12 protein-coding genes are annotated in these 14,854 nt (G+C 43.4%); 9 read left to right on the forward strand and 3 right to left on the reverse strand.

Translation table 11 applies throughout. From position 1 onward, the window contains the following. Positions 1 to 32 precede the first annotated feature (32 nt). The 3 genes from FLA_RS30790 to FLA_RS30800 all read right to left on the reverse strand — a co-directional run bounded on the left by FLA_RS30790 (position 33) and on the right by FLA_RS30800 (position 1,980). Positions 33 to 437, reverse strand: a complete 405-nt coding sequence (locus FLA_RS30790; protein ID WP_076379633.1) for a hypothetical protein — start codon at positions 435 to 437, stop codon at positions 33 to 35. 38 nt (positions 438 to 475) lie between these two features. Continuing rightward, complete coding sequence (locus FLA_RS30795; RefSeq protein WP_144264049.1) at positions 476 to 709, reverse strand: hypothetical protein; 234 nt, start codon at positions 707 to 709, stop codon at positions 476 to 478. A gap of 149 nt (positions 710 to 858) precedes the next feature. Further along, positions 859 to 1,980: an AI-2E family transporter gene (locus FLA_RS30800; protein WP_076379631.1), complete on the reverse strand. Its 1,122-nt coding sequence runs from the start codon at positions 1,978 to 1,980 to the stop codon at positions 859 to 861. A gap of 84 nt (positions 1,981 to 2,064) precedes the next feature. Between FLA_RS30800 and FLA_RS30805 the strand changes: the two genes are divergently transcribed. The 9 genes from FLA_RS30805 (at position 2,065) to FLA_RS30845 (ending at position 14,846) form a co-directional block, all read left to right on the forward strand. Further along, the gene (locus tag FLA_RS30805; protein WP_076379630.1) at positions 2,065 to 2,301 is read left to right on the forward strand and encodes a YtxH domain-containing protein; all 237 of its coding nucleotides are present in this window, start codon (positions 2,065 to 2,067) and stop codon (positions 2,299 to 2,301) included. 60 nt (positions 2,302 to 2,361) lie between these two features. Further along, positions 2,362 to 2,760 (forward strand): phage holin family protein, encoded by a 399-nt coding sequence (locus tag FLA_RS30810; RefSeq protein ID WP_076379629.1) that lies wholly within the window; start codon positions 2,362 to 2,364, stop codon positions 2,758 to 2,760. Next, entirely contained in the window at positions 2,753 to 3,112 is a 360-nt protein-coding gene (locus tag FLA_RS30815; protein WP_076379628.1) for a hypothetical protein, read from the forward strand. Before FLA_RS30810 ends, FLA_RS30815 begins: the two co-directional genes overlap by 8 nt. A gap of 46 nt (positions 3,113 to 3,158) precedes the next feature. Further along, a complete protein-coding gene (locus FLA_RS31315; protein WP_144264048.1) occupies positions 3,159 to 3,308 on the forward strand; it encodes a lmo0937 family membrane protein in 150 nt (49 codons plus the stop codon). Beyond that, on the forward strand, positions 3,305 to 8,380 hold the full coding sequence (locus FLA_RS30820) for a translocation/assembly module TamB domain-containing protein (RefSeq protein ID WP_084206266.1): 5,076 nt from the start codon (positions 3,305 to 3,307) through the stop codon (positions 8,378 to 8,380). The genes FLA_RS31315 and FLA_RS30820 overlap by 4 nt, the downstream gene beginning before the upstream one ends. 17 nt (positions 8,381 to 8,397) lie before the next feature. After that, positions 8,398 to 10,689, forward strand: coding sequence for a translocation and assembly module lipoprotein TamL (tamL, locus tag FLA_RS30825; protein WP_084206265.1), 2,292 nt, complete (start codon positions 8,398 to 8,400; stop codon positions 10,687 to 10,689). Between the two features lie 158 nt (positions 10,690 to 10,847). Further along, positions 10,848 to 12,347 carry a F0F1 ATP synthase subunit beta gene (gene atpD / locus FLA_RS30830; RefSeq protein ID WP_076379626.1) on the forward strand — a complete coding sequence of 500 codons (1,500 nt, stop codon included), beginning with the start codon at positions 10,848 to 10,850 and terminating at the stop codon, positions 12,345 to 12,347. Between the two features lie 59 nt (positions 12,348 to 12,406). Continuing rightward, the gene (gene atpC, locus FLA_RS30835; protein WP_076379625.1) at positions 12,407 to 12,661 is read left to right on the forward strand and encodes an ATP synthase F1 subunit epsilon; all 255 of its coding nucleotides are present in this window, start codon (positions 12,407 to 12,409) and stop codon (positions 12,659 to 12,661) included. A gap of 1,096 nt (positions 12,662 to 13,757) precedes the next feature. Further along, positions 13,758 to 14,846 carry a PorP/SprF family type IX secretion system membrane protein gene (locus tag FLA_RS30845; protein WP_144264047.1) on the forward strand — a complete coding sequence of 363 codons (1,089 nt, stop codon included), beginning with the start codon at positions 13,758 to 13,760 and terminating at the stop codon, positions 14,844 to 14,846. Positions 14,847 to 14,854 lie beyond the last annotated feature (8 nt).

Raw genomic sequence — 14,854 nt, forward strand, 5'->3', positions numbered from 1 at the left:
AACGGTTAATTCTTTAATAATATCATATTTATTTATTGTCTTCTGTTGGCCCGGTTAGTTTGCCGGGTACTTCTGGCATTGGTTCGGTTGGTTTGTACAGTACTTTTTTGTTCTGCCTTGTTTTCAGTAGCGGTAGCTTGCCTGTTGGCGCTGTTTTGCTGATAGGTGGCCTGTGCTTCTTCTTTGGTTACTGTACCATCCGCTTTAGCGGCATTGCGGTTGGCCTGGTTTTGCTGGTAAGTGCTTTGCCGGTTGTTTTGTGCATCGGCAGCAGTAGTTTGCCGATTCGCGTGGTTTTCCTGTCTTTTAGTCTGACGGTTACTACTATTGGTTTGAACGGTTTGTTTATGGGTGGTATCCTGTGCCGTGGCTGTGCAGATAGATAATATTGTTACCAGGCCTACTATCAGTAAGTGTAAGAATGTGTTCTTTTTCATATTATATCAGTATGTAAGAATGAAAAGGGATAAGTGGTTTAACGTATTACTACTACACGTCTGTAAGGGCGAATGACAGCACAGGCAGGTCGTATCACAACAGGAGCAATATATACAGGCGCGGGAGCCACTGTTACTACCCGTACAGGGCGAACAACTACTGGCGCTACAACTACACGTGGCCTGCAAACAGGTTTTACAATAATGGTCTGTGCATGTAAGCTGGCGGTAATACTGGCCAGCAGTATCATCAGGGCAACGATCTTTTTCATGATAGTTTGTTTTTGTTTGATGATGTTAAGGTAGTATACCACGTAACCTGCCAGCGCCACGTTTCCGGTGAAGCTGTCAAAAGTGGTGGTGAAGCAGATAGCAGCCCCGTGTGTGCAGGAGTGTAGTGGGCTGCTATCTGCATTAAAACTTAGATATCGCCCTGTTTCTTTTGTATGCGGGAAGTGCCTGCCTTACGTTTTACCAGGAAGGCCTGGAAGTAGGAAGGCATGAGTTGCCGGGGCTTGTGGCGGTGCGGTTGTATGGGCTTTTGATATTCTACATAGTAAATGCGTAACAACAGCAGAAAGTAGGAAATAATTAAAGGCCCGAAAATAAGCCCGGTGATACCAAACAGCTTTAAACCCATAATAACCCCCAGTACGGTAACAATAGGATGCACATCGGCCATGCGTTTGGCCAGTATAAAACGTACTACATTATCAGACAGGCCTATTACCAGGAAGCCCCATGCTATAACAAAACCTCCCTGCCACATATGTCCGGTAGCAAACATATACAGGCTTACCGGAGCCCATATAACACTGGCGCCTACAATGGGCATTACACTGGCAAAGCCGGTGGCTACTGCCCAAAAGCCGGGTTGGGGCAAACCGGCTATTAAATAGCATGCCCAGCCAAGCAGCCCCTGTATTACGCAAATCAGTGGAATGCCAATGGAATTACTAAAGGTTTGGGCTACCAGTTCATTGCCAAACAGTTTTATCTTATCACGTGGAAAAGGGAGGAAATAAAGCAGAGAAGCTTCCAGCCGGTTTATTTTTTCCAACATAAAATACAACATAAAATACATCATGAGGATAAGTGAGAACATATTAAATCCCTGACCAAGTATAGCACCTACCAATGAAGTAGCTACCGTTTGTATTTTTTCAATGGTTTTATCCGAAATAATGCTGATGTGCAACTGCTGCTCAATCCGGTGGTCCAGATTTTTAGCCCCGTCAATAAGGGGTTGGGGATTTTCTGCCACGCTTGCTATTTTATTATATAATAGTGTTACAAGCAGGCCAATAGGCAATAAAATAATAAAAAATGACACTACCATTACCAGCACTGCCGCCCAGGTTTTGTGCCAGTGATATTTCTTAATAAACTTACACATAAAGGGTTTTCCCAGCACATACAGGATAATAGCCCCTAAAAAAGCAGTGAAAAACTGGATAAGGTTCCAGAACAAAAAAAGGCCTAATATGCATATGAAGGCAAGCAGGAAGTATCGGTTAACTTTATTATCCCGGTGGTTTTCCATTTAATGGTTTTTACACTATTGGTACAATGCTTGTACCACACTAAGCACGCTATCAATTAATAACCAAATAAAAATCACAACACCATGACCAGCAATCAAAAATTTTTAGCCGGTATTGTATTAGGTGCAGCCGCGGGCGCATTAGTAACGCTTTTTCTGAATAGCGACAAGGGGAAAGCATTACTGGAAGATGTAAAAGATATTGCAGATGATGCCAAAGACAATATCGCAGGTATGAGCGATGAAGTAACCGAGCTGGTAAAAAAAGGAAAAAAGTTTGTGCAGGACTTAGGTTCACAAGCTAAAGAAGCTACTTTATAACAAAGTAGCTTCTTTAGTCCCATCATTCATCATTAATAACCAGGCCCCCTAATCATTGCCATGGAAACACAAGAACAATTCTTTAAAGAATCAGGCGAGAAAATACAGGAATATGTACAAGACCGGCTTTTATTGCTGAAACTGAAAACAGTAGAAAAAATCTCCAAACTGGTGGCAGTAATGTTTGCCGTGCTGGTAGTGGCCGTACTTGTCTTTTTCATATTCCTGTTTTTAAGCATTATGGCCGGTTATTATTTCGCAGAACTAACGCATAGCATGTTCTTAGGCTTTGGCATAGTATCTGCCATTTACATCATTATACTGGTTACATTGATTGCATTGCGCAAAAGCGTTTTGGAGCGTATGATTACCAACACTGTTATCAATATCCTTTTTGATGATAAAGACCAGGAAGATGACAATGATAGTATTAACACCACAAACGCGAGCCATGAGTAAAAAATATAACCTGGGGCATATTAATAACCTGGATGATTTACAAAAGGAGATGAGACTGGTAAACACCAGGATTAAGCAGCAGGAAGGTGATTTAAAAAACAGGTGGGAGCGTTTGCCGCAAGAAACCATTAAAGCAACACTGGGCAGCATTATTCCTTTTTTTCTAAGGAATAAAGTGGCTGGTACCACCTGGTCGCTGATTAAAAACGCTGTTAGCCTGATATCGGGAAGTAAAGCGAAGAAAGAAGACGCAGGTGACTGGAAAAGCTTTTTAGTGGGTAATGCCAAACAACTGGGAGTGATGGCCATTTTAAGAGGAGCTATGAACCTGATTTCTAAAAAGCGATCCTGACAAAAAGATGCCAATTCTTTTATTCATTATATAAATTTTAACCTCTATGAGAAGCATTTTGTATTTAATAGCCGTAATACTCATTATCGGCTGGTTACTCGGTGTATTTGTGTATTCTGCCACGGGACTTATTCATGTGCTGTTGGTATTGGCCATTATTTCATTACTGTTACAATTAATTGGTGGAAGTAGGTGAAGAAAATTTTTCGAACATCTTTTAAAGTACTCTTATGGATATTAGGAACCGTGCTGTTCCTGGTAGTATTAGTACTTATCCTTATCCAGGTGCCTGCTGTGCAACAGTTTGCCAAAAACAAGGTAGTGGCCTTTTTAGAAAAAAAACTAAAAACCAGGGTATCTATCGGGCGCCTGGATATTAACTTTCCCAAGCGCATTGTACTGGAACATGTTTATTTTGAGGATCAGAAAAAAGATACGCTGCTGGCCGGCGATACCATAAGGGTAGATATAGCTATGCTTAAACTGCTGCATAGTGAAGTAGCGTTAAGCTACCTGGAGCTAAATGGTATTACGGCACATATCTATCGCCTGAAACCTGATACTGTTTTTAACTACGATTATATTATAAAAGCCTTTGCCGGCGAACAAAAGAAAACTACGCCCGACACCAGTGGTAGTACCATGAAGTTTCAACTGGGCGAGATAGTGCTGAAAAGGATCAATGCCACTTTTCATGATGATGTAACCGGTAATGATGCCCGCCTTGGATTGGGCAACTTTCACACAGAGATCAGCACCTTCGATTTAGATAAGATGGTGTTTGCTATTCCTGATATAGCTGTAAGCAATGTATACGCCAGCGTGCGGCAATATAAGCCGCTGGTGATAGTAAATCCTTTGCCGGATCCTACAGTCGATACGGTTACCACAGCAACTACTCCCATTACCATAAAGCTGGATAAAATAGGATTTAGTGTTATTGAAGCAGCTTATAATAACGAAGTATCCTATATGGATGCTGCCATAAAGCTGGGCAGGATGAACATTGTAACAGAAGATATTAACCTGGAAAAAATGTGGATGCGGCTGCGCCAGTTTGAGCTGAGCGATACCCGCGCCACTGTACATATAGGCAAAACAGGCCCGGTGTTAAAAGGCAAGCAAACCCTGCAACAACCAGGACAAACAGATACGGCACAGGCGGTACCCTGGCGGTTTGAGCTGGCCGACCTGGGGCTGGTAAATAACAGTATTCAATACGATGATGATAATAGTCCTGCCATTAAAAGGGGTATGGACTATAGCCATATGGCCATAGACCAGCTTACAATAGATGCCGGCAACCTGGTGCTATCGTCTGATACTTACCAGGCTAACATACGCCAGGTATCTATGCGTGAGAAAAGTGGCTTTGTGCTGCAGCAGATGAAAGGGGAAGTGGCTTATACTGATAAGCAGGCTATGATTAAGGGGCTGTTAATGAAAACCAATGCTTCTGAAATTAACAACGACCTGCTGGTCACCTACGCTTCGGCTAAGGAATTAATGGCACATCCTGGTGAAGCCAATATAGATCTCAACCTGGATAAAACGCATATTGCTGTTAGTGATATCATTACACTGGTACCTGCAATGGAACCACAGTTAAAAAACTACCGCAAAAATGTATTGCATGTAACAGCTATAGCCAAAGGTCCGGTAAAGAATATTGACATCAATAACTTTGAAGCCAGCGGCCTGGGCACTACTTCTGTAAAGGTGGCCGGGCATATACAGGGATTACCGGAAGCGCAGAAAGCTTATTACAATATACAATTAGCACGCTTTAACACCACTGCTAAAGATATTAATGGCATAGTGCCACCTAATGCCATGCCGGCCAATGTGCGCATACCCGAATCAATGGCATTGAAAGGAAGCTTTAAAGGCACCATGCAGGATTTTACCACTGCCTTACAAGGTAAAACCACCCGTGGTGGTGTAAATGTAATGGCGGTGATGAAAGGCAACGGCAAGTTTTATGATGTAAAAGCTGCCCTGGATAAAGTAGACCTGGGTTATATATTAAAGCAGGAAAAAAATGTAGGAACCATTACGCTGAGTGCCAATGCCAAAGGCAGTGGCTTTGATTATAAAAAAATGGATGGCGTTGCCAGCATTAAACTGGTACAGGCCGATGTAAAAGGCTATACCTATCACAACCTGCTTTTGAATGCCAAAGTACACAAAGGAGTGGTAGAAGCTACTTCTGAAATGAATGATGACAATATCCGTTTTCAATTACAGGCCACGGCAGATGTAGTGCCGCAATATCCGGCAGTGCAACTGACGCTGCAACTGGATACGCTGGACCTCAATGCCCTGCATCTGGTAAAAGATACTTTGCAAATGCATGGTGTGGTGAAAGCCGATTTTGAAAGCACCAATCCAGATTCTTTGTTGGGCAAATTGCAGGTATATGATATAAATGTGCTGAGAAATGCACAACGTTACCAGCCAGATACTTTGAGTGTAAATGCTACACAGGAAGCTAATGCGCAAAGGCTGGAACTACGTTCAGAAATGGCAGACGTAACTTTACAGGGGCAATATAAGTTAACCGAGATAGGCACAGCCTTACAACATACCATCAGCAGGTATTACCAGTTACCAGGTTTTAAGGATACCGCCTTTACCGCACAAAACTGGACGCTGGACATGCATCTGCGTCCTTCACCGCTGGTGTTACAATTAATGCCCAATGTTAAAGGCACCGACTCTATAGCAGGATTGATACAATATAACAGTGCAGAAGAAAAACTGAACCTGGATGTGAATGCCCCTAAGCTGCAATATGGCAGCTGGGTGGTAAGCGGGGCTAATATCAATGCTGCTACTGATGAAAAACTCAATTACAATATCTTTGCGGTGAATGCACGCAGTGGCAGTATGCAAATTTACCAGCCTTCCGTAAAAGGATATGTAGATAGCAGCATGTTGGCCACCACCATTACCCTCAAAGATGTCAAAGGAAAAGACTATTACAAAATAGGTGCTACGGCACAACAGGTAACGGATGGCATTAAAGCAGCTTTAATGCCCGATAGCCTGGTGTTGAATCACGATAAATGGCAGGTAGCATCCGATAATTTTATCCAGTACGATTCAACAGGGATACTCGTAAACAATTTTACTATCAGCAATAATAATCAGTCGCTTTCCATTAACAGTACCCAAAAAACAGCGAATGCACCTGTAGAGGTGAAGTTTGAAAACTTCCGCATCAAAACGCTCTCCGATTTTGTAAAAAGCGATTCGCTGGCGCTGGATGGTACTATAGAAGGTAAAGCAGTTGTTAAAGACATTACTACTAATCCGGTATTTACTTCCGATATCACCGTTAAAAACTTTACCTACAATCAGGATACAGTAGGTAATATACTGGTGAAGGTAGATAATGAAACTGCCAACGCTTATAACGCCAATGTAAAAATAGAAGGCCATAATAACAATGTGCAGTTGCAGGGTAAATATTATACGGGTGAAAGCCGTATGGATCTGAGATTGGATATCAATAACCTGGAGCTGTCCTCTATAAAGCCATTCAGTATGGGCCAGTTACAAGATGCCAAAGGAAGCATGAAAGGCAAGGTAACTATGAGTGGTACACTGAATAAGCCGAAAATAGCAGGAACAATCGGCTTTAGCGATGCGGTAATTACGCCTACTATTACCGGCGAACCACTGTTGTTAAAGAATGAATCTATATCTGTAAATAATGAAGGGTTGAAGTTTAACCGTTTTACATTGGTGGATAGTGCCGGTAATAAGGCGGTAGTATCAGGTGGTATTTATACTTCCGATTTAAAGAATTTCCGTTTTGAAACCGATCTGCGCGCCCGCAATTTCAGGGTAGTGAATGCGCAACAGGCTACAGACCGTTTATTTTACGGCAAGCTGAACATAGATACCGATATTAAATTGAGGGGCACGATGGATGCGCCATCGGTAAATGGTAGTTTGAAAGTAAACAAGGAAACGAACTTCGTATTGGTACTGCCCAGCAGCGATCCGGAGTTGGTAGACAGGCAAGGGGTTGTGCAGTTTGTAGATAAAGACCATCCTACAGATACCCTGGTTACTACTTCTGCTCTGGATTCTCTCACCAACCAAACCCCGTTAAAGGGTATGGATGTGAACATGGATATTACCACTGACAGTACAGCTGCTTTTACTTTAATAATAGATGAAAGAAACGGCGATGCCTTAACATTAAGAGGTAGGGCCGATCTGGCAGGTGGTATTGACGAAAGTGGCAAAATGAGCCTTACCGGCAGTTACGAATTAAGCCAGGGCGCTTACCAGTTATCCTTAAGCGTACTGAAAAGAAAGTTTGATATACAGAAAGGAAGCACCATTACCTGGACAGGTGATCCTACTTCGGCACAGGTAGATATTACTGCAGCTTATTCAACCAATACACCTTCTATCGACCTGATGGCTTCGCAGGTTGCCGGTCGTTCACAAACCGAGCAAAACAGGTATAAAGAAAAGCTGCCTTTCCAGGTGTTGCTGAAAATGAAAGGGGAGTTGCTAAAGCCGGAAATTACTTTCGATATCACCCTGCCGGATGCTGAACTGGCGCAGTGGCCCGAAGTAGATACCAAACTGCAACAAGTACGCAACGATCCTTCCGAGCTGAACAAGCAGGTATTTGCTGTGTTATTGCTCAACCGCTTTGTGCAGGAAGATCCGCTGCAAAGTGATGCAGGTGGAACTACCGCAGCTAACATAGCCAAGCAAAGTGCCAGTAAAATATTGACTGATCAACTGAACCGTCTTACCGGTAGTTTGATTAAAGGAGTTGAGCTTTCCTTTGATTTAAATACCGACCAGGACTATACCACTGGTGTAGAGCAAGACAGAACGGAGTTGAATGTAGGGGTATCTAAAAAAATATTGAACGACAGGTTGCGGGTAAACGTGGGCAGCAACTTTGAGCTGGAAGGGCCGGCCAATACCAACAGGGAAACCTCTAATATAGCCGGAGACGTTTCGGTAGATTACCAGTTAAGTAAGGATGGCAGGTATATGTTACGGGCTTACCGTAAAAATCAGTATGAAGCTGTGGTAGAAGGACAGGTAATTGAAACCGGGCTCAGCTTTATCCTTACCTACGATTATAACCAGTTTAAAGAATTATTTACGGGGAGAAAAGAGCGCAGGCAGCGTCGTAAAACAATACGCCAGCAAAACAAGAATACAGAGCAGACTAAAAATAATTCCACCAATGGTGCTGCTGATAGCAAACCGGAAAACAAGCAATAGAAAAACAACATTACAGGATGAAAAGTATCGTTACCCTTTTATATGCAATAGTTATGATGGTGTTGGCCTGCGCCTGCAGCAATACCAAATACCTGAAGGGTAACCAGCAATTATATACTGGCGCCACTGTTAAAATAGAATCAACAGGTAAGGTGCCTAACAAAAAAGAATTGAAAAATGAACTGAGCGGTTTACTAAGGCCCGAACCTAATTCCAGTTTCCTGGGCTTAAAAATAAAACTGTGGGCTTATAATATAGCTGGCAACCCCACGGGTAAAGGATTGCGTTACTGGTTAAAGTATAAGTTTGGCGAACCGCCTGTACTGGCTTCTTTATCTGCCTTTGAAAAGAACAGGGCCATATTGCAGAACCGCCTGGAAAACCGGGGTTATTTTGGAGATACGGTCACTTTTGATACTTCTGTAAAAAGCAGGAGGGCTTATGTAACCTATACTGCTGCTGTGCGCGATCAGTATCAGTTGGGAAAAGTAACTTTTAAACTGGATTCCAGCGAACTGGGTAAAGGTATTGCGCGAACAACCCGCCGTTCACGTTTACGCCCGGGCAATCCTTACGATCTGGAAACGATTAAGGAAGAGCGCACACGTATAGATAACCGGTTAAAGCAAAAAGGCTTTTATTATTTTAATGAAGACTATCTGCTGGCTAAAGCGGACTCTACGGTGGGAGATAGTAAGGTGGATATAGCTATGCAGGTAAAGCCTGAAATGCCAACCAAAGCGGGGCTGCCTTATCGCATTAACGATATATATGTATATACGGATTATGACGCAAGAGATACCGCTTTCAGGCCCAGGGGAACTACACATATAGGTGGCTACACTATTATAGACCCGGAACATAAGTTTAAACCACAGATATTTAACCGCACACTGATATTTGATTCAGGCGATTTATATAACCGGGAAGCGCATAACCTGTCGTTAAACCGGTTAACTACCCTGGGTGTATTTAAGTATGTAAAAGCCCGTTTCCGGGAAGTGCCTAATGCTAAGCAGCCACTACTCAACGTGTATTACTACCTGACGCCTACGGAGAAAAAATCTATACGGTTTGAAGCTTCCGCATTAACCAAATCCAACAACGCCAATGGTGGTGAGGTGTCGGTAAACTGGCGTCACCGCAACCTGTTAAAAGGGGCAGAGCTGTTTGTGGTATCTACCTATGCAGGCCTGGAACAACAGCTGTCGGGGCAGGGCAATATTGCCACGCGGCGTATAGGGGCTACGGTAAGTATTTCTGTTCCACGGTTAATAACCCCGTTTGTACAGTTTAATACCAACAGTGGCTTTGTGCCTAAAACAAAGGCAGAGCTGGGCTATGAAATATATAACCGAAGCAACCAATATACACTTACTTCCTCTAAAGCTACTTTCGGTTATATCTTTAAAGAAAGCGCTCAGAAAGAGCATACGCTGAATCTTGTAAGTATTAACTACGTAAAACCAACAGATATTACCCCCGAGTTTCAGGCACAGCTGGATACCAATATCACACTGGCAAGAAGCATAGAACGGCAGTTTATTATAGGAACGAATTATAACTTCAATCTCAACACGCAGATTAACCCCAACCGCAAGCGCAATAATTTTTACTTTAATGGCAACATTGATTTATCCGGCAACCTGTTGGGCGCAATTACCGGTGCTAACATAGATAAAGGCAAAGAGCGGCAGATATTCAACACGCCTTTTTCGCAGTACACCAAGTTGGAAGCCGATTTCCGGCACTACCTTTCTTTTGGAAAGTTTAATCAGTTTGTGTCGCGTATTACAGCAGGGGTAGGGTTTGCCTATGGCAACAGCAGCACATTACCATTTATCAAGCAGTTTTTTGCTGGTGGTGTCAACGATATCCGGGCGTTTCGTTCCCGCTCGTTAGGACCGGGTACCTATTATGCAGGTAACCGCGCCGAAGTGGGCTTTTTACCCGATCAGCCCGGTGATGTAAAAATTGAAATGAATGCTGAATACCGCGCTAAACTGTTTTCCATAGTAAGAGGGGCTTTATTTATTGATGCGGGTAATATCTGGACGCGTCAGGCAGATACCGCCCGTAGGGGTTCGCAGTTTAGTAAAGACTTTTTAAAGGAGATGGCTGTGGGTGTTGGGGCCGGCCTGCGGTTTGATATCAGCATTTTGATTTTAAGGCTGGATCTGGCTTTTCCTATCCGCAAACCCTGGTTGCCCGAAAATGAACGCTGGGTGATTAAAAACATCGACCTGGGCAACTCAAAATGGCGTAAAGACAACCTCGTTTTCAACCTCGCTATCGGTTATCCCTTCTGATTTTACGTGTGTAAAATATACATTAAGGCCTTCATTTGTAAAAAAATGGTCGAAAATGAATACCTTTTTCTCATAAAACCACCTAAAACCCTACCTTTGCCGCCAAAATCGGAAAACCGGTTTTAAGGCTATAAAAATTATAACCTACTTAATACATTATGTCTAATAAAGGTAAGATCAAACAGGTAATTGGTGCCGTGGTGGACGTACAATTCGAAAACGGACTTCCCGACATCTATAATGCATTGGAAATTACAAAGCAATCTGGCGAGAAGCTGGTTCTGGAGGTGCAACAACACCTTGGACAAGACAGCGTTCGTACCATTGCGATGGACGGTACCGAAGGTCTGGTACGTGGAATGGCTGTTACCGATACCGGAAAAGCTATTGCAATGCCTACTGGTCCTGAAATCAATGGTCGTCTGTTTAACGTAACAGGTAACGCTATTGATGGTTTGCCAGAACTGAGCAAAGCAAATTCACGTCCAATTCACGCTTTACCTCCTAAGTTTGAAGACCTGAGCACAGCTACAGAAGTATTATTCACTGGTATCAAAGTAATTGACCTGATCGAGCCTTATGCAAAAGGTGGTAAAATCGGTTTGTTCGGTGGTGCGGGTGTAGGTAAAACCGTATTGATCCAGGAGTTGATCAACAACATCGCAAAAGGACACGGTGGTTTGTCTGTATTTGCTGGTGTGGGCGAAAGAACCCGTGAAGGTAATGACCTGTTACGTGAAATGATTGAAGCTGGTATTATGAAATACGGCGACAAATTCATTCACAGCATGGAAGAAGGTGGATGGGATTTAAGCTCAGTGGATATGGAAACCCTGAAAGAGTCAAAAGCTACTTTCGTATTCGGTCAAATGAACGAACCTCCGGGAGCCCGTGCACGTGTGGCATTAAGCGGTTTAACTATTGCGGAATATTTCCGTGATGGCGATGGCACCGGTAAAGGTAAAGACATCCTTTTCTTCGTTGATAATATCTTCCGTTTCACCCAGGCTGGTTCTGAAGTATCAGCGCTGTTAGGCCGTATGCCTTCAGCGGTAGGTTATCAGCCAACCCTGGCAACTGAAATGGGTCTGATGCAGGAACGTATCACCTCTACCAAAAGCGGTTCAATTACCTCCGTACAGGCGGTATATGTACCAGCGGATGACTTGACCGATCCGGCTCCGGCAACAACCTTTGCTCACTTAGATGCTACTACCGTATTAAGCCGTAAAATTGCGGATTTAGGTATCTATCCTGCGGTGGATCCATTGGATTCTACCAGCCGTATCCTTACTGTAGCGGTTGTAGGTGAAAAACACTACAACACTGCCGACCGCGTAAAACTGATTTTACAGCGTTACAAAGAGTTACAGGATATCATCGCCATCCTTGGTATGGATGAATTAAGCGAAGAAGATAAACAAACGGTATCCCGCGCACGTAAAGTACAGCGTTTCCTTAGCCAGCCTTTCCACGTAGCCGAGCAGTTTACAGGCTTAAAAGGTGTATTCGTTAGCATTGATGACACTATCCGTGGTTTCAACGCCATTATGGATGGTGAAGTAGACGAGTATCCCGAAGCAGCCTTTAACCTGGTAGGTACATTGGAAGATGCTATTGAAAAAGGTAAAAAACTGCTGGCGCAGGCTCAGGGGTAGTTTCATTAGTCGGAAATAGCCTTATTATTTGATGACTACTGACTAAATGACTATTAAACATGACATTAGAAATATTAACACCTGAAAAAAAGCTATACAACGGAGAAGTGTACGGTGTACAGTTACCTGGTATAGAAGGTTTGTTTGAAATATTGGATAAGCACGCGCCACTGGTAAGTGCTTTAGGCAAAGGCAACCTGAAAGTGCTGAAAGACAAACAGCATACTGAAAACTACAGCATTCAGGGTGGATTTGTGGAAGTATTGAATAACAAAGCCACCGTATTAGTAGAAGGTGCAGTAGCACTCGACTAATCACATCAGGATATAATTTACTAAACGGGGAACAGCGTAATAACTGTTCCCCGTTTTTTATTTACCGCTTAGCCAGGTATTATAAAAGCCGATCAGATTGTTTTTCCATTGTGTAAGCCGGCAATTTTCCGATACAGGTGAAACTTTAGCCGGTTTTAGCGCGTTATACAAACCTATTTTATAGTTGTTAGCTTGTTTTAGCGAGTCCGAATCTTCTTCTTCTGAACAGAAAAGCTCCCTTAGTTGCTCTTACCGTTGTACTGGCGGGAAGTCAGCTGCTATCAGCGAGTTAGAATCTTGTACTGCCCCACACAAAAGCTCCCTCAGTTGCTCTTACTGTTGAACTGGCAGGTAGCTAGCTGCAATCGGCGGGTTCGAATGCGGTGTTGCTGAACAAAAAAGCCCCCTCAGTTGCTTTCAGTGTTGTACTGGTGGGAAGTTAGCAGCTATCAGCGAGTTCGAATCTTGTGCTGCCGCACAAAAAAGCTTTCTTAGTTTATCCCTTTGTTGCATTGGCGGGAAGTGAACTGCTTCCGGCGCATTCTAAACGTGTGCAGGTTTGTAAGAAACCTGCAACAGTAGATTGTTCTGTATAACCGGCGAGAATGCCGCCGGTATCAGGGGGTTCTCAATGGATATCGGGGGGCAATAAACTGGCAGCCAGGCATTACTTTGTGGCGGCAGGGGGAAGTGGGCTGTTACCAGAACGTTCTGGATGGACACAGGGGTGTAACAAACTTGCAGTACAGCGTTTCTCCATGGCGCCAGGATGCAATAGACTGTTAGCAGTATGGTCTGATCTTATGGCAGCGGGGGAAAAACTTACGCCGGGAAATTACGCAGTGATGGCAGAAAAACATCACTTTATTGGGTATTTGTAATCGGAGTTTGCAAATGAAATTATCCATCAATAACGCCAAACTGCCGCTCCATGCAGTGAAATCGAAAATGCGCTAGATAAATGCCATTTTCTCACGGAAAACCAGCTTCCATTTCTAGTTATTTACCACTATTTATCGGGGAAATAGTCACATGTAAAAAATAGTCATTTCTTTTTTGAGTAGGTTTGTTAGTATACCAAACTAACAAATGCATTGTGGCGGTGTTTCTGAAACTGTTATGTAATTACCTGGTAAGCCCACGACACCTGTTTTTTTCTTACAGGCATGTACTGGTGCTAATGGTATGTTTTATATACAGTGCAGCCGTACTGGCACAGGATATACACGTTTCGCAATTCACAGAAACCCCGTTATTACGCAATCCCGCACTGGCGGGCATTTTTACCGGTGATGTAAGAGTGCAGGTATTGCACCGCAATCAATGGAGCTGGACAGGCTATCCCTTCAAAACCACCTCGTTAAGCGGGGAATACAAATTCCCGGTGGGGGCGGGAAGCAATTATATTACCGCCGGCTTTCAGGGATATTATGATATGGCAGGTAGCAGCCGGTTAAAGACTACCCAGATAATGCCGGTATTTAATTTTCACAAATCGCTCAGTACAGAACGGAGTGAATACCTGTCAATAGGTTTTACCGCCGGGCTGATACAAAGGCAGTTTGATGCTAATAACCTCACGTTCGACTACCAGTATGTAAATGGTAACTATAATGCAGGCAACCCCAATGGCGAAAACTTTGCCGCCTATAACCGCAGCTTTGCAGATGTGGGGGTGGGCCTTAGTTATAATAATGAAATAGGAGAAAACGGCAGCTATTACCTGGGCGCTTCTCTTATGCACGTAAACAAACCCACCGAAACCTTTCAGAAAGAAAGGATTGCACTTTCTTCTAAAATGCAGCTGAATGTAGGCTTGCACGTGCCGGTAAGTGATCAGATTACCATGCATACTGAATGCAACTATTCGCGCCAGGGTGGTTTTAATGAGTGGATGGCAGGGGCCTTGTTTACCTACGAATTAAGCAGCAGTGAACTGTACAATAGCGATGTATACAACACTGCATCGGTGAGTGCAGGCTTGCTGGCCCGGTTAAAAGATGCAGTGGTTCCGGTAATAAAACTGCAATACCAGCAATTTGAAATAGGAGTGAGTTATGATGTCAATACCTCCTCGTTAAAAACAGCAAGTATGGGAAAAGGTGGATTTGAATTTTCCCTGAGTTATAAAGCATTTACCAGGGCGGATGCAGGCAGTGCAAACATTCAATGCCCGAGATTTTAAACTAACCG

It is taken from the genome of Filimonas lacunae (genome assembly GCF_002355595.1).
In the GTDB taxonomy this organism is placed as follows: domain Bacteria; phylum Bacteroidota; class Bacteroidia; order Chitinophagales; family Chitinophagaceae; genus Filimonas; species Filimonas lacunae.